19 protein-coding genes and 1 pseudogene are annotated in these 22,569 nt (G+C 61.2%); 11 read left to right on the forward strand and 9 right to left on the reverse strand.

Translation table 11 applies throughout. From position 1 onward, the window contains the following. Window positions 1-18: 18 nt before the first annotated feature. Window positions 19-356, reverse strand: a pseudogene (locus IE038_RS10655) (DUF3565 domain-containing protein). Here IE038_RS10655 and IE038_RS10660 point away from each other — a divergent pair. Together IE038_RS10660 and IE038_RS10665 are read left to right on the forward strand one after the other, a co-directional pair. Continuing rightward, a complete protein-coding gene (locus IE038_RS10660) occupies window positions 325-810 on the forward strand; it encodes an FKBP-type peptidyl-prolyl cis-trans isomerase (RefSeq protein ID WP_065759116.1) in 486 nt (161 codons plus the stop codon). The pseudogene IE038_RS10655 and the gene IE038_RS10660 overlap by 32 nt on opposite strands. Before the next feature lie 145 nt (window positions 811-955). Continuing rightward, on the forward strand, window positions 956-1,438 hold the full coding sequence (locus IE038_RS10665; protein WP_163939779.1) for a glutathione peroxidase: 483 nt from the start codon (window positions 956-958) through the stop codon (window positions 1,436-1,438). Window positions 1,439-1,462: 24 nt separating this feature from the next. Here IE038_RS10665 and IE038_RS10670 read toward each other — a convergent pair whose 3' ends face one another. Further along, entirely contained in the window at window positions 1,463-2,674 is a 1,212-nt protein-coding gene (locus IE038_RS10670) for a glycosyltransferase family 4 protein (RefSeq protein ID WP_163939780.1), read from the reverse strand. Between the two features lie 175 nt (window positions 2,675-2,849). Between IE038_RS10670 and IE038_RS10675 the strand changes: the two genes are divergently transcribed. Beyond that, a complete protein-coding gene (locus tag IE038_RS10675; protein ID WP_189395592.1) occupies window positions 2,850-4,166 on the forward strand; it encodes a methyl-accepting chemotaxis protein in 1,317 nt (438 codons plus the stop codon). Between the two features lie 55 nt (window positions 4,167-4,221). On the opposite strand, the gene cysZ is transcribed toward IE038_RS10675, so the two are convergent. Next, complete coding sequence (gene cysZ, locus IE038_RS10680) at window positions 4,222-5,031, reverse strand: sulfate transporter CysZ (protein ID WP_308425272.1); 810 nt, start codon at window positions 5,029-5,031, stop codon at window positions 4,222-4,224. A gap of 215 nt (window positions 5,032-5,246) precedes the next feature. On the opposite strand from cysZ, the gene IE038_RS10685 reads away from it, so the two are divergent. After that, window positions 5,247-5,846 carry a peroxiredoxin gene (locus tag IE038_RS10685; RefSeq protein WP_163939157.1) on the forward strand — a complete coding sequence of 200 codons (600 nt, stop codon included), beginning with the start codon at window positions 5,247-5,249 and terminating at the stop codon, window positions 5,844-5,846. A gap of 128 nt (window positions 5,847-5,974) precedes the next feature. Further along, complete coding sequence (trxB, locus tag IE038_RS10690) at window positions 5,975-6,937, forward strand: thioredoxin-disulfide reductase (protein ID WP_065761145.1); 963 nt, start codon at window positions 5,975-5,977, stop codon at window positions 6,935-6,937. Window positions 6,938-7,031: 94 nt separating this feature from the next. On the opposite strand, the gene nadC is transcribed toward trxB, so the two are convergent. Continuing rightward, complete coding sequence (nadC, locus tag IE038_RS10695) at window positions 7,032-7,880, reverse strand: carboxylating nicotinate-nucleotide diphosphorylase (protein ID WP_163939159.1); 849 nt, start codon at window positions 7,878-7,880, stop codon at window positions 7,032-7,034. Window positions 7,881-8,055: 175 nt separating this feature from the next. On the opposite strand from nadC, the gene ampD reads away from it, so the two are divergent. The 3 genes from ampD (at window position 8,056) to IE038_RS25270 (ending at window position 11,637) form a co-directional block, all read left to right on the forward strand. Next, window positions 8,056-8,622, forward strand: a complete 567-nt coding sequence (ampD, locus tag IE038_RS10700; protein WP_163939160.1) for a 1,6-anhydro-N-acetylmuramyl-L-alanine amidase AmpD — start codon at window positions 8,056-8,058, stop codon at window positions 8,620-8,622. Beyond that, window positions 8,619-9,452, forward strand: a complete 834-nt coding sequence (ampE, locus tag IE038_RS10705) for a regulatory signaling modulator protein AmpE (protein WP_163939162.1) — start codon at window positions 8,619-8,621, stop codon at window positions 9,450-9,452. Before ampD ends, ampE begins: the two co-directional genes overlap by 4 nt. 1,480 nt (window positions 9,453-10,932) lie before the next feature. Beyond that, the gene (locus IE038_RS25270) at window positions 10,933-11,637 is read left to right on the forward strand and encodes a methyl-accepting chemotaxis protein (protein ID WP_438810760.1); all 705 of its coding nucleotides are present in this window, start codon (window positions 10,933-10,935) and stop codon (window positions 11,635-11,637) included. 27 nt (window positions 11,638-11,664) lie between these two features. Here IE038_RS25270 and IE038_RS10715 read toward each other — a convergent pair whose 3' ends face one another. Next, on the reverse strand, window positions 11,665-12,441 hold the full coding sequence (locus tag IE038_RS10715; protein WP_163939164.1) for a TatD family hydrolase: 777 nt from the start codon (window positions 12,439-12,441) through the stop codon (window positions 11,665-11,667). A gap of 2 nt (window positions 12,442-12,443) precedes the next feature. Then, on the reverse strand, window positions 12,444-13,439 hold the full coding sequence (gene cra, locus IE038_RS10720) for a catabolite repressor/activator (protein WP_163939166.1): 996 nt from the start codon (window positions 13,437-13,439) through the stop codon (window positions 12,444-12,446). A gap of 286 nt (window positions 13,440-13,725) precedes the next feature. On the opposite strand from cra, the gene ptsP reads away from it, so the two are divergent. From ptsP to IE038_RS10735, 3 genes are read left to right on the forward strand one after another with little or no spacing between them, the layout of a single operon-like run. Beyond that, a complete protein-coding gene (gene ptsP / locus IE038_RS10725) occupies window positions 13,726-16,587 on the forward strand; it encodes a phosphoenolpyruvate--protein phosphotransferase (RefSeq protein ID WP_189395594.1) in 2,862 nt (953 codons plus the stop codon). Continuing rightward, window positions 16,587-17,537 (forward strand): 1-phosphofructokinase, encoded by a 951-nt coding sequence (gene pfkB / locus IE038_RS10730; protein WP_189395595.1) that lies wholly within the window; start codon window positions 16,587-16,589, stop codon window positions 17,535-17,537. Before ptsP ends, pfkB begins: the two co-directional genes overlap by 1 nt. A 2-nt stretch (window positions 17,538-17,539) precedes the next feature. Beyond that, a complete protein-coding gene (locus tag IE038_RS10735; RefSeq protein WP_189395596.1) occupies window positions 17,540-19,273 on the forward strand; it encodes a PTS fructose-like transporter subunit IIB in 1,734 nt (577 codons plus the stop codon). 8 nt (window positions 19,274-19,281) lie between these two features. On the opposite strand, the gene IE038_RS10740 is transcribed toward IE038_RS10735, so the two are convergent. The 3 genes from IE038_RS10740 to IE038_RS10750 form a co-directional block, all read right to left on the reverse strand. Continuing rightward, on the reverse strand, window positions 19,282-20,478 hold the full coding sequence (locus IE038_RS10740) for an aminotransferase class V-fold PLP-dependent enzyme (RefSeq protein WP_163939235.1): 1,197 nt from the start codon (window positions 20,476-20,478) through the stop codon (window positions 19,282-19,284). A 16-nt stretch (window positions 20,479-20,494) separates the two neighbouring features. Then, entirely contained in the window at window positions 20,495-20,725 is a 231-nt protein-coding gene (locus tag IE038_RS10745; RefSeq protein WP_065761155.1) for a DUF3820 family protein, read from the reverse strand. Between the two features lie 117 nt (window positions 20,726-20,842). Beyond that, the gene (locus tag IE038_RS10750) at window positions 20,843-22,363 is read right to left on the reverse strand and encodes a GGDEF domain-containing protein (RefSeq protein ID WP_438810758.1); all 1,521 of its coding nucleotides are present in this window, start codon (window positions 22,361-22,363) and stop codon (window positions 20,843-20,845) included. Window positions 22,364-22,569 lie beyond the last annotated feature (206 nt).

Below are 22,569 nucleotides of genomic sequence, written 5' to 3' on the forward strand. Positions count from 1 at the left end.
GTGAGCTGTGCAAAAGAATCAATTGCCAAGGGTATCGCTATCGACCCCCTGCGCGCACCAGCCACAGGAAAACGGCTGGCCTATCTGCTGTTGGCGCTGGCTGGCGTCCAGCACCCAGGCTCGCGATTGCCAGGGTGGCTGGTGGCGCAGGTGCTGGGTGTGGCCACAGGACAATTCGACCACCCAGTGGCCGTCCTCGTCCTGATGAAAACCGAGAATGCGGCTGTCGCTCATGGTATTCCGTTTGTCTGGGTTACGTTCGCTTTCGGACGAGGCCTTGGTTACACTTATGGCTCTATATTCTTCTGCAAAAGGTCTCGCCCCATGCTGATCGCCGCCAACAAGGCTGTCTCCATCGACTATACCCTGACCAACGACGCTGGTGAGGTCATCGACAGCTCCGCCGGCGGCGCTCCGCTGGTCTACCTGCATGGCGCAGGTAACATCATCCCGGGTCTGGAGAAGGCTCTGGAAGGCAAGAAAGCCGGTGAGGAACTGAACGTTGCCATCGAGCCGGAAGACGCTTACGGCGAATACCTGGCTGAACTGGTCAGCACCCTGAACCGCAGCATGTTCGAAGGCGTCGACGAGCTGGAAGTCGGCATGCAGTTCCACGCTTCGGCGCCGGACGGCCAAATGCAGATCGTCACCATCCGTGATCTGGACGGCGACGACGTTACGGTCGATGGCAACCACCCGCTGGCTGGCCAGCGCCTGACCTTCCAGGTCAAAGTGGTTGACGTTCGTGACGCCAGCGAAGAAGAAATCGCGCATCGCCACATCCACGGCGAAGGTGGTCATCACCACTGATTTTCTGCGCTAAGCTCAGGAAGTCGCGAAGGCGGTCGGGAAGATCGGTCAGGCACCCACTGGGACCTGCGATCAACCCGAGCGCCTTTTTAGTGGGCGGGCCAAAAGGGCGCCGTGGCCCGGATTGGCAATAGAGGAGTTTGTCATGAGTGTATTTCACGACCTGAAGTTGCAAGCGCTGGATGGCCAGGAGTTACCCCTGGCGCCCTTCAAGGGCCAGGTGGTGCTGGTGGTCAATGTCGCCTCGAAGTGCGGGTTGACGCCGCAATACGCCGCGCTGGAAAACCTCTATCAGCAGTACAAGGCCAAGGGTTTCAACGTTCTGGGCTTGCCGTGCAATCAGTTTGCCGGGCAGGAGCCGGGTACCGAGAGCGAGATCCAGGCCTTTTGCAGCCTCAACTATGGGGTGAATTTCCCTTTGGGCAGCAAACTGGAAGTGAACGGTCCGCAGCGCCACCCCTTGTACCGTCTGTTGGCCGGCGAGGGCGCGGAGTTCCCAGGCGATATCACCTGGAACTTTGAAAAATTCCTGGTTGGCAAGGATGGTCGGGTGTTGGCCCGCTTTGCCCCGCGTACCGCGCCGGATGATCCGACCGTGGTACAGGCGATCGAGAAAGCGCTGGGCTGATCCTTGCGTCACGGGCGATTCTGTTCACCCGTGAGGCGCTGAGGAGCCTGGTTTGATCGTCAGTGGCATAGGTGGCTGGCGTACGCTGGCCGCTTGCTCGCACGCTGTACGCAAGTAAGTCTCGAATTGCTCGACAATGGCCGGCCAGCCTTGGCGGCTGGCATGTTGGCGAGCATTCAGGCGCACCCGGCGCAAGGTCTCGCAGTCTTCAAGCAGCCAACTGGCGGCGTCGATGAACGCGTTCTCGTCCCCCGGCATGGCCAGTGCGCCATTGTGGCCGTGGCGGATATGCTGAGCCGCAGCGGCTTCATCGTAGGCCACGACCCCCAACCCCGACGCCAACGCTTCAAGCACGACGTTGCCGAAGGTTTCCGTGAGGCTGGGGAAAAGGAAGATATCCCCGGACGCATAGTGTTCGGCCAAGGCTGTACCGCGTTGAGCGCCGCAGAAAACTGCCTGTGGCAACTGCTGTTCCAGCGTTGTCCGTTGAGGACCGTCTCCGACCACAATCAGCCTGATGCGCCGCTGTGGATAAGCCTGGCACAGGGCATCAACGCTGCGCCGCAGCAGGCCCAGGTTTTTTTCCGCAGCCAATCGCCCGACGTACATCAGGGCAATGTCCTCGTTGCCCAGCCCCCAATGCTCGCGTAACGCTTGGCTGCGTCGTACCGGGTTGAACAGGTTGCTGTCCACGCCGCGGGCGAGCAGGCCCAGGCGCTCGAAGCCTCGTCGTTGCAGTGTCTGGCGCTGGCTGATGCTTGGCACCAGGGTGGTGTGCGTGCGGTTGTGGAACCAGCGCAGGTACTGAGTGAGCGCACGTGTCAGCAGGCCCAGACCGTACGGGTTGGTATACAGCTGAAAATTGGTGTGAAAACCACTGACCACCGCAATCCCCAAGCGCCGTGCAGCCCGCAGGGCACTCAAGCCCAGTGGGCCCTCGGTCGCGATGTAGAGCACGTCTGGGCGCTGTCGGCGCCAGTGGCGCAGGAGTTTGTGCATTGATACCTGGCCCCACTGCAGGCCGGGGTAGCCCGGCAGTGGCCAGCCTCGGCACAACAGTGCCTGTTCGTCGCCGGTGCCGGATGAATCACCGGCTTGGCGGGGGCGCACCAGTTCGACCTGATGCCCGCGTGAGCGTAACCCTTCGCTGAGGCGGCCTAGCGTGTTGGCGACCCCGTTGATCTCGGGTGGGAAGGTCTCGCTGACCAGGGCAATGCGCAAGGTATGTGCTGTCATGGGGAAAGTTTCATACCCAACGATTGCCGGGGCATGACGCTGATATGACGGCTTTGTGACGTTCGATATCGGGGGCTTCGTGACCGAAATATTTCGCACCGGTGCGCTCAAGAATGTCGAACAATCAGCCGATGAAGATGCATTCAATTGAAGGTCTTGCGCTCCAGGGGCGGTAATGTTCAACAGCAAACTGAAAAAAGAAGTACTCCAGCTGCGTGAAGACCTGCTTTCCATGGAGCAGGTAAAAAGCAGTCTCGACAGTGAGATGCTGGTACTGCACCTCGACCCGCAGGGGCGTATCGAGTCGGCCAACAGCAATTTCGAGAAAGAGATGTTGTACGACAGCAGCCAACTGGTTGGCCGCAATATCGAAGACATTGTTCCGCCCCACGTCAAACAGCTCGATTTCTACACGCGAATGAGGGCCGCCATCACCCGTGGCGAGCACCTCAATGGTGCCTTCCGTCTGCTGCGTGGCAACGGTGAGGAAGCCTGGCTGCGTTCGATTTTGCAGCCGGTCAAGAATAGCGCAGGCCGGTTGCAGTACTTCACACTGCACTCCAGCGACCTGACCCGCACGATTGAAACCTCTCGTGAGCATGAAAGCCTGATCAATGCGCTGATGCGCTCTACGGCTGTGATCGAGTTCAACCTTGATGGTGAAGTGCTTACAGCCAATGACCGTTTTTTGCAGACGATGGGGTATAGCCTCGAGAAGCTGCGCGGCAAGCACCATCGGGTGTTCTGTACACCGGAAGATTACAACTCGCCTGCTTATCAGGCGTTCTGGGAAAAGCTGCGCCGTGGCGAGTTCATCGTCGACCGCTTCAAGCGCATTGATGCCCATGGGCGTGAAGTCTGGCTGGAGGCGTCCTATAACCCGATCGTCGACGCTCACGACGTGCTGTACAAAGTGGTCAAGTTCGCCACGGTAATCACCGATCAGGTCAAGCAGGAACAAGCAGTGGCCGACGCGGCTAATATCGCCTACGAGACCTCTCGGCAGACCGACGCCAGCGCTCAGAAGGGTGCCGAGGTGGTAAGCAAGACGGTTGAGGTGATGCGTGGTCTTGAGGCTTACATGCAGGATGCCGCTGGTGGTATCGAGGCATTGGACAAGCAGTCTCAGGTGATCGGTTCGATCATCAAGACCATCAGCGACATTGCCGGGCAGACCAACCTGTTGGCACTCAACGCTGCCATTGAAGCGGCTCGCGCGGGGGAGCAAGGCCGTGGTTTCGCGGTGGTCGCCGACGAAGTGCGGCAGTTGGCGTCGCGTACCAGCGCCGCCACCGAGGAAATCGCCCGAGTGGTGCAGCAGAACGAACAACTGGCCAAAGCGGCAGTGGACATTATCGACAGCAGCAAGCGTCAGGCCGAACAAGGTCTGGAGTTGGTCGGGCAGACCGGAACAGTGATTGTCGAAATTCAGGACGGCGCCAAGCGCGTGGTCAGCGCCGTAGGCCAGTTTTCCAACCATTTGGCGAGCTGATGCCAGTCTGACTAGTAAAGCTACGGCCTGTCGGGTGGCAGGCCGTAGTTGGCGGTCAGCGTGCTCGGGTCGGCACCAGCGCCTTCTCACCCTCTTCACGCACCCAGAACACTACTGCCCCGGCCACCGCCGCTGGCATCATCAGGATGTTGACGAACGGTATCAGCAACGCCAGGTACACCGAACCACCGAAGCTCAGGCTTTTCCAGCGCTTTTCCCGCAGCCAGGCAAGCATTTCGTTCCAGCCCAGCTTGTGGTTGTCTGCCGGGTAGTCGATGTACTGAATGGCCATCATCCAGATCCCGAACACCAGCCACAACGGTGCTGCGATCAGGTTGACCATCGGAATCAGCGACAGAATGAACAAGGCAATAGTGCGCGGCAGGAAGTAGCCCAGTTTGCGCAGCTCGCGGCTCAGTGTGCGTGGCACCATGGCAAACAGTTCGCTCCAGCTGAACGGTGGCGACTGGTCGCTGCCGCGCAGCACCGCTTCTACCTTTTCAGCCAGAAAGCCATTGAAGGGGGCGGCGATGATGTTGGCGAGCAAAGTGAAGGTGAAGAACACCATCAGCGCTACCAGCACGACAAACAGTGGCCAGAGGATATAGCTGAGAAAGCTCAGCCAATTCGGCAGGCTGGGCATCAACGTGTCGACCCACAGGCTGAACTGGTGCCCGGCAAGGTAGATAAGGCCGAAAAACAGTACCAGGTTGATAGTCAAGGGCAGCAACACGAACAGTCGCAGGCCCGGGCTGAGTACCAGTTTTAAGCCCTGGCGCAGGTAGTCCGGGCCAGAGAGAACAGGGGCTTGCATAGAATGCTCCGCGTGAGGACAAAACGCGCTGACATTACCGAGTTTGGGCATTCGGTGAAAGCCGGCAAGGCTCGGCGACACGCGATGTAACAAAAGCCGAGGTCGCCTGTGACCCATAGGTCATAGAAGATCAGGTCATTCCCACGGCGGTAAATAGAGGTCGTCTATAAGGTGGATTGTCTAAGGATATTTCCTTAATCTCTGCCACCTCGCTACAGTGCGCACAACTTTTCAACGCCTTCGAATTCAATCTTCAAGGAGTTTTCATGAGCATTCTGGTTAACAAGCAAGCCCCTGATTTCGATGCGGCGGCAGTGCTGGGTGATGGTTCGATCGTCGACAGCTTCACGCTTTCCTCCCTGCGCGGCAAGTACGTCGTGCTGTTCTTCTGGCCGTTGGACTTTACCTTCGTGTGCCCGTCGGAAATCATTGCCCACAACAACCGCATGGACAAGTTCCGTGAGTTGGGTGTTGAAGTGGTCGGTGTTTCGATCGACTCGCAGTTCACCCACCACGCCTGGCGCAACACGCCGGTGGAGAAGGGTGGTATCGGCGAAGTCGAGTTCACCATGGTCGCCGACGTTAAACACGAAATTACCCGTGCCTATGGTATCGAGCATGACGCTGGCGTTGCCCTGCGCGCTTCGTTCCTGATCGACCAGCAAGGTGTGGTGCAGCATCAGGTGGTCAACAACCTGCCGCTGGGCCGCGAAGTCGACGAGATGATTCGTCTGGTCGAGGCCCTGCAGTTTACCGAACAGTACGGCGAAGTTTGCCCGGCCGGCTGGCGTCCAGGCCAGAAAGGCATGAAGGCCGATGCCAAGGGTGTTGCCGACTACCTGGCTGAAAACGCCAAGAGCCTGTAACCCAGCAGTTTTTCAGGACCTGCGGCCAAAAGCCTTCCCAAAGTGCTTCGCAGGTTCTTTTTTGTTCCAGCCGGCGATCCCGGCGTTACGACACTGGTCGCTACAGGCCAGGTCGACAGGAGAGTGTCATGTCTGAAGTACGTCATTCGCGAGTGATCATCCTCGGTTCCGGCCCTGCCGGTTACAGCGCTGCGGTATACGCGGCCCGCGCCAACCTCAAGCCGCTGCTGATCACCGGCATGCAGGCCGGTGGCCAACTGACCACCACCACCGAAGTCGACAACTGGCCGGGCGATGCCCATGGTCTGACCGGCCCGGCACTGATGCAGCGTATGCAGGAACATGCCGAGCGCTTCGAGACTGAAGTGGTGTTCGACCACATCAACGCCGTAGACCTGGCGCAAAAGCCGTTCACCCTCAAAGGTGACAGCGCGACCTACACCTGCGATGCGCTGATCATCGCCACTGGCGCCAGCGCTCGCTACCTGGGCCTGCCGTCGGAAGAAACCTTCATGGGCAAGGGCGTTTCGGCCTGCGCTACCTGTGACGGCTTCTTCTACCGCAACCGTGAGGTTGCTGTTGTCGGTGGCGGTAACACTGCTGTCGAGGAAGCCCTGTACCTGGCCAACATCGCCAGCAAGGTGACCCTGGTTCACCGCCGTGAGACTTTCCGTGCCGAGAAGATCCTGGTCGACAAGCTGCACGCCCGTGTAGCTGAAGGCAAGATCGTACTGAAGCTCAACGCCACCCTGGACGAAGTCTTGGGTGACGACATGGGCGTGACCGGTGCGCGCCTGAAGAACAACGATGGCAGCAGCGAAGACATCAAGGTCGACGGCGTGTTCATCGCCATTGGCCATACCCCGAACACGTCGCTGTTCGAAGGTCAACTGACCCTCAAGGACGGTTACCTGGTCGTCAACGGCGGCCGTGACGGCAACGCCACTGCGACCAACATCGAGGGTGTGTTTGCTGCCGGTGACGTGGCTGACCACGTATACCGCCAGGCGATCACCTCGGCCGGTGCCGGTTGCATGGCTGCGCTGGACGTCGAGCGCTACCTGGATGGCCTGCAGAACGCGGCACATTGATTTCGCGTAGCTAGACGACAAACCCCCGCTTTTGAGCGGGGGTTTGTGTTTTCAGGCCAGGGGCCGCTGCGTGCTGTTAGCCCCCGCTGACCCCTTACAGGCTCAGGCGCATCGACAGGTCCACTGCCTTGACGTCCTTGGTCATGGCACCGATGGAAATGTAGTCCACCCCCGTTTCGGCGATCACCAGCAAGGTGCTTTCGTTGATCCCGCCACTGGCTTCGAGTTTGGCACGGCCTGCATTCAGGCGGACGGCTTCACGCATGTCGTCCAGGCTCAGCTCGTCGAGCATGATGATGTCGGCACCGGCATCCAGCGCTTGCTTCAGCTCGGCCAGGCTTTCCACTTCAATTTCCACCGGTTTGCCGGGGGCGATGCGGTGTGCCGCCGTGATCGCTTCGGCGATGCCGCCGCTGGCGGCAATGTGGTTTTCCTTGATCAGGAAGGCATCGTAGAGGCCGATCCGGTGGTTGTGGCAGCCACCACAGGTGACGGCGTACTTCTGCGCCAGACGCAGGCCTGGGAGTGTCTTGCGGGTGTCGAGCAGCTTGACCTGGGTATGGGCAACCTTGTCGGCGAGGGACTGCGCGTGGGTGGCGACACCGGAGAGCAATTGCAGGAAGTTCAGGGCGCTGCGCTCACCGCTGAGCAGCGAGCGTGCGGGCCCTTCAAGGGTGAACAGGATCTGGTTGGGCCTGGCCCGGTCGCCGTCCTTGACCTGCCAATGCACTGCCACCCGAGGGTCGAGCTGGCGGAACACGGCATCAACCCACGCAGTGCCGCTGATCACGCAGTTTTCACGGGTGATGATAGTGGCCTTGGCCAGGCGTTCGGCCGGGATCAGTTGGGCAGTGATGTCGCCGCTGCCAATATCTTCGAGCAACGCACGGCGCACGTTGGCTTCGATTTCGGCAGTCAGATCGGCGAGGCGTAAATTCGGCATGGCAGGCTCCACAAGCTAAGTGGTCGGGATTATAGGGCAGGCCGGGCCGGGGTTGCAGCAAACACGCGGCGTGTTGTGCACGGTGCGGCTATTCGATAACACACTTTTTCACGATACATCCGCCCATGCGGCGGGGCATACTGGCGTTGTCTTTGGGTCGCTTTCAGGAATTTCTATGCAGTTGGACCGTGCTACCGGCTGGGTTGCCGGCATCACCCATTGCCCTTCGCCAAACTTCAATGCCCGCCCCGACGGTGAAGCCATTTCCCTGCTGGTGATCCACAATATCAGCTTGCCACCAGCCCAATTTGCTACCGGCAAGGTGCAGGCGTTTTTCCAGAACCGCCTGGACCCTGACGAGCACCCGTTTTTCGAGACCATCAAGACGTTGCGTGTCTCTGCGCATTTTTTGATCGAACGTGACGGTGCCATTACTCAGTTCGTTTCCTGTCTGGACCGGGCTTGGCACGCCGGTGTCTCGACATTTGACGGTCGCGAGGGGTGTAACGACTTTTCTTTGGGCATCGAGCTTGAAGGCACCGACGACCTGCCTTTCAGCGATGCTCAGTACCAGGCCCTGCAGGCATTGACCCGGCAGTTGCAGGCAGCCTGGCCCGCCATTAGCTGCGAACGGATTCGTGGCCATAGTGAGATTGCACCGGGCCGCAAGACAGACCCGGGTCCAGCCTTTGATTGGGCGCGTTACCGCGCCGCCCTGCAGGATAGCGAGGAAAAATCATGAGTTTTCTGGTGTTGTTGTTGGTGTTGTGGATCGAGAAGTTTTCGGCTTTGCGCCAGCGCCTGCAACGTGATGGCTTCTTTCTTGGCGAGCTGGCACGACTGGAACGCAGCGGCAAAACCCATCCGTGGTGGGTGTTGGGCATTCTGGTGCTGCTGCCTGTTGCTGTGCTGGCCTTGCTACTGCATGCACTGGCACCGGTGGCGTATGGATTGCTCAACTTCGTACTGCACCTGCTGGTGCTGATCTACAGCCTGGGGCGTGGCGATGTGAAAGCATCGCTTGGGACGTTTCGCGATACCTGGCGGCGCGGTGATGAGCAGGCCGCACTGCATGTCGCTGAGCGTGACCTGGGTTTGGTCGCAGACAGTGAAACGATGTTGATTGAACGGGTCGAGGGGCACCTGTTGTGGCAGGCCTACCAGAGCCTGTTCGCGGTGATTTTCTGGTACTTCCTGCTAGGCCCGGCCGTCGCGTTGGGCTACCGGCTGCTGGCACTGACGGCTGAACATGCGAGCAACGAGGCATTGCGCGAGCGCGCAGCGCAGTTGCGGCACGCTTTCGATTGGCTGCCAGTACGCTTGCTGGCAGCGAGTTTTGCCTTGGTTGGCAATTTCGTTGCCGTCAGCCGTGCCTTGTTGCATGAGTTGCTGAACTGGAACATCAGCGCCGGTCGGTTGATTCACATTGCCGGTCGTGCGGCTGGCGAGCTGTCTCAGCGTTCTGTGGCCGGCCCCGATGGCCTCGCCGGGCTGGACATCCTCTGGGAGCTGTTGCTGCGTTCCGCCGTACTCTGGTACGCCGGCTTCGCCCTCTGGACTGTGCTGGCCTGAAGCCGTGGCGGGCCGCGTTCAGGCATGGTCCGCCGCCGGTTAACCTTAAGTTACAAATCCCCGCATCAATATGCGTTATACAGGAGCTGGTGAGCATCGCCGGTGGCCTAGTGCCATTGCGCCTATAGAACAATAAGAACCAAGGAGACGACCCGTGAAGCGCCTCTTGTACCCAGCTATCGCGTTGATGAACCGCCTGAGTTTCGGGAAGAAGTTCAGCCTGATCAGCGTTCTGTTTTTCCTGCCCATGTTGGTGACCAATTTCTATCTGGTCCGCGACGCGTATGCCCAGTTCAGTGCCACCCGTATCGAGTTGCAGAGCCTCGATCTGCTGGGTAGCAGCCTGATGTTGCGCAGTGATCTGGAAACGCTGGGCAACCTGGTGCAGATCAACGCTGTGCTGGGGCAGTCGGGCAAGGCGGGGGATGTCGAGGTGAAAATCTCGGCCCTCGAGCAGCAGTTGCTGGCCCACCTGCAGGGGTTGAGTGCGGTGTCGGTCGACGAGGCGCAGGTACGCGCCTTTGAAGACAAGCGCAGTGAAATGCTGGCCGTGCTTACGCGCGCACAGAGCGAAACCTCCTTGTTGAGCAAGGCTGCGCTGTTCGACAAGCTACTGGCGCAGGCTCAGGTGCTGACCAAGCTGATCGCCAGCCAGGCGGGGTTGAGCCAAGACGATGAGCGTGTGGTTCGCCAGCTCAGTGAGCTGCTGATCAGCGCAACACCTCAGGTCACCCAGGCCTTGGGCGAAGGACGTGCCATGGGCGCCTACTCCCTCGGGCAGGGTTTTCTCAATTCTGCTTCCAGTACCCGTTTTGAGGAGCTGCTGCAAACCCTCGAAAAGCTCGGGGCGGATTATGCGATCAAGCTGCAAGACGCTCTCGCTGTTGAACCTCGGGCGAAGGCAAGCCTGGGGGCGCAGGCTGCAGCCAGTCAGGCCTCATTGAAGCAGGCCGGTGAGCTGTTCGAGGAGCAGGTGGTGATGGCCGATACCCTTGATGCGCCGTGGCCGTCTTTTTATCAACAAGTGAGCGGGCTAATGGCGCAGACCTATCAACTCAACAGCGCGACGCTCGGCTTTCTGCGTTTGGAGCTGGAGCAGCGGCTGGGTGAATACCGTCGTCATATGATCCTGCTAGTGGGTGCGCTGGCTGGCGTATTCCTGCTGATCGTCTACCTGTATAGCGGCTTCTATGCGTCGACCCGCAGTACGTTGAGGCGCCTGGGCATTGTGATGGACGAGGTGGCGGCCGGTGATATGACGGTGAATTTCCAGGCCCATAGCCGCGATGAGTTGGGTGAACTGGGTCAGGTGTTCAATGCCACGGTGCGGCGTATCCACGACCTGATAGAGCAGGTCGGCCAGACCGTGGCGCAGGTTGAGTACCAGGCCGAGCAGGTGCATACCGTATCGGCGCAGAGCAATCAGGCGGTCAGTGGTCAGCGCGGGCAGATTGAGCAGGTAGCCACGGCGATGAACCAGATGTCGGCGACAGCTCAGGAGGTTGCACGCAGCACGGCCGCAGCGGTCAGCAGTGCCCAAGGGGTCAATCGCGACACCGTCAGTGGCCGCAGCCTGGTGGCTTCGCAGCAAGGCAGCATCGCCCGCCTGGCCAGTGAAATTGACCAATCGGTACGGGTGATCAACCAGTTGGCCAATGACAGCCAAGCCATCAGCCGGGTGCTGGAAGTGATCAAGAGCATTGCCGAGCAGACCAACCTGCTGGCGTTGAACGCGGCTATCGAAGCGGCCCGTGCTGGCGAACAAGGCCGTGGTTTTGCCGTGGTGGCCGATGAGGTACGAACCTTGGCCAAGCGCACTCAGCAGTCGACCGAAGAGATCGAGCACATGATTTCACGCTTGCAGGGTGGCGTGGGTGCAGCGGTCAAGGCGATGGACAGCAGCCATCAGATGGCGTCGGGGACGGTGGGCCAGTCCGAACAGGTGCAGCAGGCGCTGGAGAATATTCTGGGTGCCGTCGGTACGATCGTCGACCAGAACCAGCAGATTGCCGCTGCGGTGGAGCAGCAGACTGCGGTAGCCCACGACATCGACCAGAACATCGTACAGATCAACCGCGCTGCCGAACATGCCAGCGACGGCGCGCACCAGACCGAGGATGCCAGCCGGCAATTGTCCACCCAGGTGCTGGAGCTCAAGCGTTTGATCGGGGCGTTTCGGGTCTAGGGCCAAACACAATCGTGGTGCCTGGGGTTACCAGCCAAACAGTGCACAGGCCGTACGGCTGCTGGCGTCGGCCAACTGATCTGGCTCAATGCCCATCAGCTCGGCCAGCGCTGCAGCAATCTGCGGCAGGTGTTCCGGGCTGTTGCGCAGCCCGGCAAACATCGCCGGCGCCATGTCCGGGGCGTCGGTTTCCAGTACCACGCTGTCCAGTGGCAAGCGCACAATGGTTTTGCGCAGGCGCAGTGCCTGCGGCCAGGTGGCCGCGCCGCCCAAGCCGAGCTTGAAGCCTAGCCGGATGTACTCCCGGGCTTCTTCGTAACTGCCAGCAAATGCGTGGATTATTCCACCGCGTGCCAGCTTGTAGCGCTTGAGCGTTGCAATGACTTGAGCGTGACTGCGCCGTACATGCAGCAGTGCGGGCAGGTTGAAGTCGGCTGCCAGCTGTAACTGGCCTTCAAACAATGCGTTTTGTCGATCCCGGTCGAGGGTTTCCAGGTAATAGTCCAGGCCAAACTCACCCACTGCGCACAACTGGCGTGCTCCGTGCAGGCGGTTCAGCCAGTCTTTCAGTGCCAGAAGATCCTCGGCGCGATGCTCATCCAGGTACACCGGATGCAGGCCAAACGCTGCATACAACTGTGAGTCGCTTTGCACCAGGTCCCAGACCCGCTGCCAGTTGTCCCGATACACCCCCAGCACCACCATGCGTTCGACACCCTGGGCCCGGGCATTGGCCAGCAATGCTGTGCGGTCAGCATCGAAGTCCGGAAAGTCCAGGTGTGTGTGGGTGTCGATCAGGCGCATGGTCAGGCCGTGAATATTCGCTGTTTGAAGGTGCGGCCAATGGCATGGATGCCTGGCGTGTAGTCGTTCTTCTCGATCGCTGCCAAGGCCAGTTTCAGTGCGGTTTCGGCGATCAGCCTGTGTTGCTGGGCCATGGCGTTGACTGGCAATGGCAGGAAGTCCAGCAACTGGGTGTCACCGAAGGTGCCCAGATGCACGGCGCGGGAATCGGCCGGGCGGCTTTGCAGCACATCGAATACACCCTGCAGCAGGACGTAGGAGGTGGTCACCAGCGCGTCGGGCAGGCGGCCCAGATCGGCCAGCAGTTCGCCCATCAGGCGGCGACCGCAGTCACGGCTGAATGCCTCGCCTTGATAGTGGCTGATACTACCGGTAAAGCCTTCCAGTGCCTGGTCGAAGCCACGGGTACGTGCCTGGCTGACGCTCAGTTCGGCGCGCGCACCAATCAGGGCAATGTGCTTGGGGGCCGACGCCAGCAAGCTGAGGGTCAACTGCAAGCTGGCATTCTGGTCATCACTGACCACCGAGCAGAAATGCGCGGCGTCCAGCGTACGGTCGATGGCAATGATCGGCAGGCCCTTAGCCTGCAACTGCCGATAGCTGTCGTCGTCTTCTGGCAGGCAGGTGGCGACAAACAAGGCGTCACAACGGCGCGCGCGGAACAGTTGCTGCAACTGACGCTCGCTCTCGGGGTTGTCGTCGCTGCTGGCGATCAGCAACTGATAGCCCTGGGCGCGGGCACCTTGCTCCAGTTGTTTGGCGATGCACGCGTAGGAGGGGTTTTCCAGATCCGGCAGGATGAACCCCAAGGTTCGCGTGTGTCGGCTGCGCAGGCCGGCTGCCTGCGGATTGGGTGTGAAGCCATGTGCATCGACCACTGCACGCACCCGCTCTACAGTACTGTTACTGATGCGTTGTTGTTCGGCCTTGCCATTGATGACATAGCTGGCGGTGGTCACAGACACACCGGCCAGGCGAGCGATATCGCTGAGTTTCACCGAATTATCCTTGTTATTACCAGGTCTTGGCTGCGAAGCCTGACCGGATAGTTTCGCCGATCTCGTCGCAGTAGCGCAGACGACTATTGTCGCAGTTGCCCGACAAGATGGGGCTTCATAGATCGCAGATTATCGAGTAACGTGATCGTCATTATAGATTAAACGTTTCAGCTGGCGCTTTTTCTGCCCTGCTAGCCACCGGCGCCACGGCCAGATCCCTGAGGACTGTGCTGAAATATCCACAACAATACCTCGGCGCCAACCTGGCGCTGCAAAGGAGAGGGTCATGCTCGAGCTCACCGTAGAGCAGATATCCATGGGCCAGACGGCTGTGGATAAACCGGCCGCACTGCAACTGTTGGCGGGCCTTCTGGTTGCTGACGGGTTGGTCGCCGAAGGTTACCTGGCCGGATTGCAGGACCGCGAGGCGCAAGGTTCGACCTTTCTGGGTCAAGGCATTGCTATCCCCCACGGCACTCCACAGACCCGCGACCTGGTGCATACCACAGGCGTGCGGCTGTTGCAGTTTCCCGAGGGCGTGGACTGGGGTGATGGTCAGACGGTTTACCTGGCCATTGGTATCGCCGCTAAATCCGATGAGCACCTGCGGCTGTTGCAACTGCTGACCCGGGCCTTGGGCGAAACCGACTTGGGCGAAGCGCTGCGCCGTGCTGCCTCCGCCGAGGCGCTGTTGAAATTGCTGCAGGGTGCACCGCAGGCGTTGGCACTGGATGCGCAACTGATCGGCCTTGGCGTGCCGTCGGAAGATTTCGAAGAACTGGTCTGGCGTGGCGCACGCCTGTTGCGGCGAGCCGAATGCGTGGGCAACGGCTTTGCGGCGGTTCTACAGCAGGTCGAAGCCTTGCCTCTGGGCGATGGGCTCTGGTGGTTGCACAGCGAGCAGACAGTACGGCAACCGGGCCTGGCATTCGTCACCCCGGCACAACCGTTGCGTTACCTGGGCCAACCCTTGAACGGGCTGTTCTGTCTGGCCAGCCTGGGGGAAGCGCATCAGGCGCTGCTTGAGCGCTTATGCACACTGCTGATCGAGGGGCGTGGCCAGGAACTGTTCCGCGCCACCAGCAGCCGTACCGTACTGGAAGTACTGGGTGGCGAAGTGCCGGTGGATTGGCCCAGCGCACGCATTACCCTGGCCAACGCCCATGGTCTGCATGCCCGTCCGGCCAAGATCCTTGCGCAATTGGCCAAAGCCTTCGAGGGTGAGATTCGCCTGCGCCTGCCGGAAACCGGTCAGGCTGCCGTCTCGGCGAAGAGTTTGAGCAAACTGCTCAGCCTGGGCGCGCACCGTGGGCAGGTGCTGGAATTCATCGCAGAACCAAGCATTGCGGCTGACGCGTTGCCAGCCTTGCTGGCTGCTGTGGAAGAGGGGCTGGGCGAGGAGATCGAGCCGTTGCCGGCCCTCGTGGCTGAGCCGGTCGTTGCCGAGGTGACGCCACCGCGGGTCCAGGCCCCGGCGGCAGGTACGCTGATTCAGGGCGTGGCCGCCGCTCCTGGAATAGCCAGCGGCCCGGCGCATGTCCAGGTGCTGCGCGAGTTCGAGTATCCGCTGCGCGGTGAGTCGCCTGCTGTCGAGCGTGAGCGTTTGCAACAGGCGTTGGTGGCAGTGCGCGACGATATTGACGGGGTCATCAAGCGCAGCCAGGCCAAGGCGATTCGTGAAATCTTCGTCACCCATCTGGAAATGCTCGACGACCCGGCGCTGGGGGATGAGGTGGCGCAGCGTTTGCGCCAGGGCGAAAGCGCCGAAGCCGCGTGGATGGCGGTAATCGATGCTGCAGCCCGACAGCAGGAAGCCCTGCACGATGCGCTGCTCGCTGAGCGTGCGGCCGACCTGCGCGACGTCGGTCGGCGGGTGTTGGCGCAGTTGTGTGGTGAGGCCGACATGGCCTTGCCGGACGCGCCTTACGTGTTGGTGATGGAAGAGGTCGGGCCTTCCGATGTCGCCCGGCTTGACCCGGCCCGCGTCGCCGGCATTCTTACCGCTCGCGGGGGCGCTACCGCGCACAGCGCCATTGTTGCCCGTGCACTTGGCATTCCTGCGGTCGTGGGGGCGGGGGCATCGGTATTGCTGATCGCCCAAGGTACGCCGTTGCTGCTCGACGGCCAGCGCGGACGTTTGCATGTGGCGCCAGAGCCTGAGCTGTTGCAGCGCTCCCTGGCCGAGCGCGATCGTCGTGAGCAGCGCTTGCAGGCTGCCCGCGCGCGTCGCCTGGAGCCGGCACATACCCTTGATGGGCACGCCATCGAAGTCTTTGCCAACATTGGTGAAAGCGCGGGTATCGCGGCGGTGGTCGACCATGGTGCCGAAGGCGTTGGCTTGCTGCGTACCGAGCTGATTTTCATGGCCCACCAGAGCGCCCCCGATGAGGCGACTCAGGAGGCCGAGTACCGTAAGGTCCTCGACGGCCTCGGTGGTCGGCCACTGGTGGTGCGAACCCTTGATGTCGGCGGCGACAAGCCGTTGCCCTATTGGCCGATCGAGCAGGAAGAAAACCCCTTCCTCGGCGTGCGCGGTGTTCGCCTGACCCTGCTGCGGCCTCAGATCATGGAGAGCCAACTGCGTGCCTTGCTGCGTGCTGCCGATAACCGACCGCTACGGATCATGTTTCCGATGGTCGGCCAGTTGGAGGAGTGGCGTGAAGCACGAGCGATGGTCGAACGCCTGCGTCAGGAAATTGAAGTCAATGACCTGCAGGTCGGGATCATGATCGAAGTGCCTTCGGCGGCGATACTGGCGCCTGTGCTGGCCCGCGAAGTGGACTTCTTCAGCGTCGGTACCAATGACCTGACCCAATACACCCTGGCGATTGACCGGGGTCACCCAACGCTTTCCGCCCAGGCCGATGGCCTGCACCCGGCGGTACTGCACTTGATCGACATGACGGTGCGAGCCGCCCATGCCCACGGCAAATGGGTCGGGGTGTGCGGCGAACTGGCGGCTGATCCGCAGGCTGTACCCATCCTGTTGGGCCTTGGGGTGGATGAACTGAGTGTGGCCGCGCGCAGTATCGCCGAGGTCAAGGCTCAGGTGCGCGAACTGAATTATGAACACACCCGGCAGTTGGCGCGCGACGCGTTGGCTCAGGGTAGCGCCGCCGATGTGCGGGCGCTGGTGGAGATACGCTGATGGCCAAGATCCTGACGTTGACCCTCAACCCGGCACTGGACCTCACCGTTACGCTGGAGCACTTGCAGCCGGGCACCGTCAATCGGAGCCACGCCCTGCAGGCGCATGCCGCGGGCAAGGGGCTCAACGTGGCTCAGGTGCTGGCCGACCTGGGGCACCAGATAACCGTGAGTGGCTTTCTTGGTGCGGATAACCTTCAGCCTTTTGAGGCGCTGATCGCACAGCGTGGCTTTGTTGACGGCTTCATTCGTGTACCGGGACAGACCCGTAGCAATATCAAGCTGGTTGAAGGTACAGGGCGGGTGACCGACATCAATGGCCCAGGGCCGGACGTCGACGAGTCGGCCTTTGCGGCGTTGTTGGAGCGTCTGGAACGTATCGCGCCAGGGCACGATGCGGTGGTCGTGGCTGGCAGCCTGCCGCCCGGCGTCACGGTGCAGTGGTTTGCACAACTGCTTGCGCGTCTCAAGGCCTTGGGGCTGAAAGTCGCGCTGGATACCAGTGGTGAGGCCCTGCGTGCCGGTCTTGCCAGCATGCCGTGGTTGGTCAAGCCCAACACCGACGAGTTGGGCGAGGTATTGGAAACGCCGCTGCATAGCTTTAGCGAGCAGCAGGCTGCTGCGCGCCGTTTGCTGGACCTGGGTATTGAGGAGGTGGTGATTTCTCAAGGGGCCGAAGGCGTTACCTGGTTCAACGCCCAGGCAACCTTGCATGCGTCGCCACCCACGGTGAAGGTTGCCAGTACCGTGGGTGCTGGTGATTCGCTGTTGGCCGGCATGGTCCATGGTCTGCTGGAAGGCGACGCCGCCGAAAGCACCTTGCGCCGGGCAACCGCCATTGCGGCCATGGCCGTGAGCCAGATCGGCTTTGGTATCACCGACCCACAGTACCTCGTGCAGTTGCAGCGTGAGATCCGTATCCACACCCCGGCAGCAGAACAAGAGGGTTGAACATGAAACTGGCGATTGTCACGGCTTGTCCCAACGCCATGGTCTCCAGCGTGCTCAGTGCACGCTTGCTGGAGGCTGCGGCCCGCCGCCAGGGTTATGGCACCAGCGTCGAAGTTCACGACCCGGCGCACCCCGAGCGGCAACTTCTGGCGGCGGATATCGACGCGGCCGACTGGGTTCTGGTGGTCAGCAGCGGCCCGTTGAACTTGCAGCGTTTTGCCGGCAAGCGGTTGTTCCGCAGTACCCCGTCGCAGGCGCTACAGGATGTTGATCACTTCTTGCGCGATGCCGCCGAGAAGGCCGAGGTTTATCAGCCGGTAGCCGAGCCTGTGGCGCCTGTCGCACAGGGCAAACGCATTGTCGCGATCACCGCCTGCCCGACCGGTGTGGCTCACACCTTCATGGCCGCCGAGGCGTTACAGCAGGCAGCGCAGCAGATGGGTTACCACCTTGACGTGGAAACCCAGGGTTCGGTGGGCGCCCGTACACCGCTTAGCGCTCAGGCGATTGCCGAGGCGGATGTGGTATTGCTGGCTGCAGACATCGAAGTGGCCACCGAGCGTTTTGCCGGCAAGCGGATCTATCGCTGCGGCACAGGCATTGCCCTGAAGCAGGCGCGCGCGACCTTGGATAAAGCACTGGCCGAAGGCAAGCAGGAGTCGGCGGCGACTGCCGGCCAGGCTGCGCCCGACAAGGGTGAGAAGACGGGTGTCTACAAGCACCTGCTGACCGGGGTATCGTTCATGCTGCCGATGGTGGTGGCGGGTGGTTTGCTGATCGCCTTGTCCTTTGTCTTCGGCATCGAGGCGTTCAAGCAACCGGGTACCTTGCCTGCGGCGCTGATGCAGATCGGTGGTGAGGCGGCGTTCAAGTTGATGGTGCCGTTGCTGGCCGGTTATATCGCCTACTCGATTGCCGATCGCCCTGGCCTTGCGCCGGGCATGATTGGCGGCTTGCTGGCCAGCACCCTGGGTGCCGGGTTTATCGGCGGTATCGTTGCCGGTTTCCTCGCAGGCTACAGCGCCAAGGCCATCAACCGTTGGGCGCGACTGCCCAGTAGCCTGGAAGCGCTCAAGCCGATCCTGATCATTCCATTGTTGGCCAGCCTGTTTACGGGCCTGGTGATGATCTACGTGGTTGGCCAGCCCGTAGCGCAGATGCTTGCGGGGTTGACCCATTTTCTCGACAGCATGGGCACCACCAATGCCATCCTCCTCGGCATCCTGCTTGGCGGGATGATGTGCGTTGATCTCGGTGGGCCGATCAACAAGGCCGCCTATGCGTTCTCTGTGGGCCTGCTGGCATCGCAGAGTTATGCACCGATGGCCGCGACCATGGCAGCAGGTATGGTGCCGCCGATCGGGCTGGGCATTGCCAGCTTCATTGCACGGCGCAAGTTTGCCCAGAGTGAGCGGGAGGCCGGCAAGGCCGCGTTGGTACTGGGCCTCTGCTTCATTTCCGAAGGGGCGATTCCCTTTGCTGCCAAGGACCCGCTACGGGTGATTCCCGCGAGCATCGCCGGTGGGGCGTTGACCGGTGCCTTGTCGATGTACTTCGGTTGCAAGCTGATGGCGCCTCATGGCGGGCTGTTCGTGTTGCTGATCCCGAACGCCATCAACCATGCACTGCTTTACCTGTTGGCAATTCTTGCCGGTAGCCTGCTGACCGCCGTGTTGTACGCGTTGCTCAAGCGTAGCGACGTCGTCGAGCTGGCGGTCGAGCCGGCCAAGGCCTGAGGGCGTGCTCAGGCCAGTTCGTGCAAGGCGCGGACCAGCGCCTGGAGGTCGTCCGGCGTTGTGGTGAAGCCGGGCGTTACCCGAATGCATGGCCCGCAGGCCGAGCCCTCGGGGGCCACGGTGAACAGGTTGTGCTCGTCCAGCAGGCGTCGAGCCATGGCGGCCTGGTCAGGGTGGCGGGTAAAGCGAAATGAGGTGATGCCGCAATACAGGCGCGGATCGTCCGGGGTCATCACCTCGATGCCGGGCAATGGGCGCACCTGTTCGACCCAAAGGTCGCGCAGGTAACTCAGGCGCGCCCCTTTTACCGCTGCGCCACCCATGGCCCGGTGTTCTGCAAATACGGTCGGCAAGGTCATCCAGGCGGGAATGTTCGGTGTGCCGCACGGCGCCCGCGAGCGGATATCATCCCCTCGGTAGTTCGCTTCGCTCATGTCCGGGTCGATGGCCTGCAGACGTGCTTCGGCGATGTACAGCACCCCCAGGCTCAGCGGCGCGCCGATCCATTTCTGCAAGTTGAACGCGGCGAAATCGACGCCTGACTGATCCAGCGTGAAGTCCACCAACCCCAGCGCATGAGCACCGTCGAGCATGACCTCGACGCCCTGAGCCCGGGCGCAGGCGGCGATGGCCTGCACCGGCATCACCAACCCGGTGCGGTGGGTCACGTAGGTCAGGGCCATCAGCTTGAGTCGAGGGTAGCGCTCGAACGCCTGGCGGTAGCTGTCGAGCAGGTTATCGAACGTGGCCGGGTGCGGATGACGGATTTCGATCACTTCCACCCCTCGGTTGTGCGCCAGCCAGCGCATGGCGTGCTTTACGCTGTCGTACTCCAGGTCGCTGATCAGCACCTGATCGCCAGGGCGCAGGCCGTTGTAGTTACGGATCAGCGACAGCATCGAGGCCGACGTGCTCTGCGTCAGGGCTACAGTGTTGACCGGAACCTGCAACAACTCCGCCACCGCCGCATGGATCTCCAGGCTGCCGACCTGCTCGAAGTGCTGCCGTACCGGCAGTGAGCCAGCCCGATTGATTGCCGCGATATGCGCCTGGTAGTGCTCCGCTACCGTGCGTGTCATGCGGCCGAAGTAACCGTACTCAAGGTTGATCGGTCCGGGTTCGATGTCGTAGCGCGAGGCGACGCGTTGCCAGTAGCCCTCGTCGCGGGCCAGAAGGGAGGGCTCAGACAGGGGCAGGTCATTCATGCAAGTGCTCGCTGTGTCAGGGGCGGGGGCGTGGGTGTTTTTTACGCAGGGGAACGAGCAAGTCAGACAGGCCGTTGTGGTCGACTTCATGCATCAGCGCCAACAGGCTGCCCAACTCGCCCTTGGGAAAGCCTTCACGGGCGAACCAGTTCAGGTACTGGCCGGGCAGGTCCGCGATCAAGCGGCCTTTGTACTTGCCGAAAGGCATTTCGCGAGTGACCAGCAGTTCAAGGGCTTCGGGGTTCATGGTGCGGCAACAACCTGTGACGTCGAGCCCATGAAGATACAGGCATTCGACAGGTGCGCCAAAGGACAGATCCCGTCGAAAATCTGCATACAGATTCGTCCTCAAGGAGGCGCGTGGTTAGACGACCTGATTGCGTCCGTTGTGTTTGGCTTGGTAGAGCGCCCCGTCGGCAGCGCCCAGCAGGGCGTCGAGGCTGTGTTGCGGGCAGTCTGGCGCATGGGTGGCAACACCGATGCTGACGGTTACGGGCTGCGCATCGCCGGCGTACGGCGGTTGTGCTGCGATCTGACGGCGCAGGTTCTCAGCCAGTTGATGAGCACCCTGGGTGTCGGTTTCCGGCAAGACGATCAGAAACTCCTCGCCGCCATAGCGGGCCGCGAGATCTGCCGGTCGACGGATGCAACGCTGGATGGTCGCGGCCACTTTACGCAAGGCCTGATCACCGCCCTGGTGGCCGTGTCGCTCGTTGAAGGCCTTGAAGCGGTCGACGTCCACCATCAATACCGACAAGGGACGCGCATTGCGTTTGGCGCGGGCCCATTCCTGGCGCAGCACCTGGTCCAGACGCCGACGATTCGGCAGATTGGTCAGGCTGTCGGTGGCGGCCAGGGTGGCCAGGCCTTGTTCGGCATCCTGGCGGCGGCGCAGCTCGCGACCCAGCAACAGCGTAAGCCAGAGAATGCCAACGCACAGCACGCCTGTTGCGCTACCCACCACCAAAGCGGTTCGCAGCCACGACTCGAATACTTCTTCACTGGACAGGGCCACGACCACCATCAATGGCAGGTCCGTGACGCGGGAAAAAGTGAACAGGCGCTCTTTGCCATCCAGTGCCGAGATCGCGCTGAAACTACCCCTGCCTTCTTGAATGGCCCGTTTGAAGTTCAGTTGCTGGCTGAAGTCCTTGCCCACCAGTTGGCGGTTGTCCTGTGCCGAGTGCCGAGCGAGCAGTACCCCGTTGGTGTTGATCAGGTTAATGCTGCCTTCGTGGCCAATGTCCAGGCGATTGAACAACTCATCGAAGTACGACAGGCGCAAGGCACCGGCGGCGACGCCAGCAAACTCGCCATGGATATCCGAAATCCTGCGGCTGAAGCCAATGCACCAATCCAGATCGCCAAGCCGTGCCTTGAACGGTTGGCTGATCAACAGGCCCAGGCCAGGGTTAGCCCGGTGGTCCTGGAATATCTTGCTGTCGGCAAAGTTGGCGCTGCGTGGGGTCGTGCTGGCGGAGTCCGCGACCACATCGCCATTGCTGTCGAGCCACAGGATATCGCCCCGCAATGGCACGCTGAAGGCCTGGTTGAACAACACCTGGTGGCGCAGTTCCGGTGGAATCGTCAACAACTCCGGGCGCTGTGCGGCCCAGATCAGGCCCCGCAAGGACAGGTTGTAGAGTTCCACGTTGCGCACAATGTCGGTGTCGATCAACTGCACGATGTTGCTTGCCGAGCGAACGGCCGCCTGCTCGACGTTGGTACGTTCGCGCATCAACAAAAACGTTACGATGGCAACGATCGCCAGAACCGTCAGGCAACTGCCCAGATTAAGAACCAGTTCTGGATGGCTTCGGTACAGGGCAGTGCGTTGAGGCCGGGTGCGCGAAGTCATGGTCGCCAGTGTTTGACCGTAGGTCATGAGCAAGAGGGGGCACGGAGCGTGCGCGGCGACGTATTTTAGGGATCTGTTTATTGTCGGACAAGATCCAGAGTGATTTGTCTTGTCACATTGGCGAATTGAACAGATGAACGGCGGCTGTCTGTTTGTAGGTAGGGCGCCGCATACGTGCTGGCGCCCTAACGGATCCCATCGCAGGCAAGCCTGTTCCAACAGGGCTCTTGCAG

The sequence above is a fragment of the Pseudomonas laurentiana genome, from assembly GCF_014648275.1.
Classification (GTDB): domain Bacteria; phylum Pseudomonadota; class Gammaproteobacteria; order Pseudomonadales; family Pseudomonadaceae; genus Aquipseudomonas; species Aquipseudomonas laurentiana.

Coding starts and splice junctions, on each gene's coding strand:
- IE038_RS10660 (WP_065759116.1), top strand. CDS start 325: ATGCTGATCGCCGCCAACAAGGCTGTCTCCATCGACTATACCCTGACC.
- IE038_RS10665 (WP_163939779.1), top strand. CDS start 956: ATGAGTGTATTTCACGACCTGAAGTTGCAAGCGCTGGATGGCCAGGAG.
- IE038_RS10670 (WP_163939780.1), bottom strand. CDS start 2,674: ATGACAGCACATACCTTGCGCATTGCCCTGGTCAGCGAGACCTTCCCA.
- IE038_RS10675 (WP_189395592.1), top strand. CDS start 2,850: ATGTTCAACAGCAAACTGAAAAAAGAAGTACTCCAGCTGCGTGAAGAC.
- cysZ (WP_308425272.1), bottom strand. CDS start 5,031: ATGCCCAAACTCGGTAATGTCAGCGCGTTTTGTCCTCACGCGGAGCAT.
- IE038_RS10685 (WP_163939157.1), top strand. CDS start 5,247: ATGAGCATTCTGGTTAACAAGCAAGCCCCTGATTTCGATGCGGCGGCA.
- trxB (WP_065761145.1), top strand. CDS start 5,975: ATGTCTGAAGTACGTCATTCGCGAGTGATCATCCTCGGTTCCGGCCCT.
- nadC (WP_163939159.1), bottom strand. CDS start 7,880: ATGCCGAATTTACGCCTCGCCGATCTGACTGCCGAAATCGAAGCCAAC.
- ampD (WP_163939160.1), top strand. CDS start 8,056: ATGCAGTTGGACCGTGCTACCGGCTGGGTTGCCGGCATCACCCATTGC.
- ampE (WP_163939162.1), top strand. CDS start 8,619: ATGAGTTTTCTGGTGTTGTTGTTGGTGTTGTGGATCGAGAAGTTTTCG.
- IE038_RS25270 (WP_438810760.1), top strand. CDS start 10,933: ATGTCGGCGACAGCTCAGGAGGTTGCACGCAGCACGGCCGCAGCGGTC.
- IE038_RS10715 (WP_163939164.1), bottom strand. CDS start 12,441: ATGCGCCTGATCGACACCCACACACACCTGGACTTTCCGGACTTCGAT.
- ptsP (WP_189395594.1), top strand. CDS start 13,726: ATGCTCGAGCTCACCGTAGAGCAGATATCCATGGGCCAGACGGCTGTG.
- pfkB (WP_189395595.1), top strand. CDS start 16,587: ATGGCCAAGATCCTGACGTTGACCCTCAACCCGGCACTGGACCTCACC.
- IE038_RS10735 (WP_189395596.1), top strand. CDS start 17,540: ATGAAACTGGCGATTGTCACGGCTTGTCCCAACGCCATGGTCTCCAGC.
- IE038_RS10740 (WP_163939235.1), bottom strand. CDS start 20,478: ATGAATGACCTGCCCCTGTCTGAGCCCTCCCTTCTGGCCCGCGACGAG.
- IE038_RS10745 (WP_065761155.1), bottom strand. CDS start 20,725: ATGAACCCCGAAGCCCTTGAACTGCTGGTCACTCGCGAAATGCCTTTC.
- IE038_RS10750 (WP_438810758.1), bottom strand. CDS start 22,363: ATGACCTACGGTCAAACACTGGCGACCATGACTTCGCGCACCCGGCCT.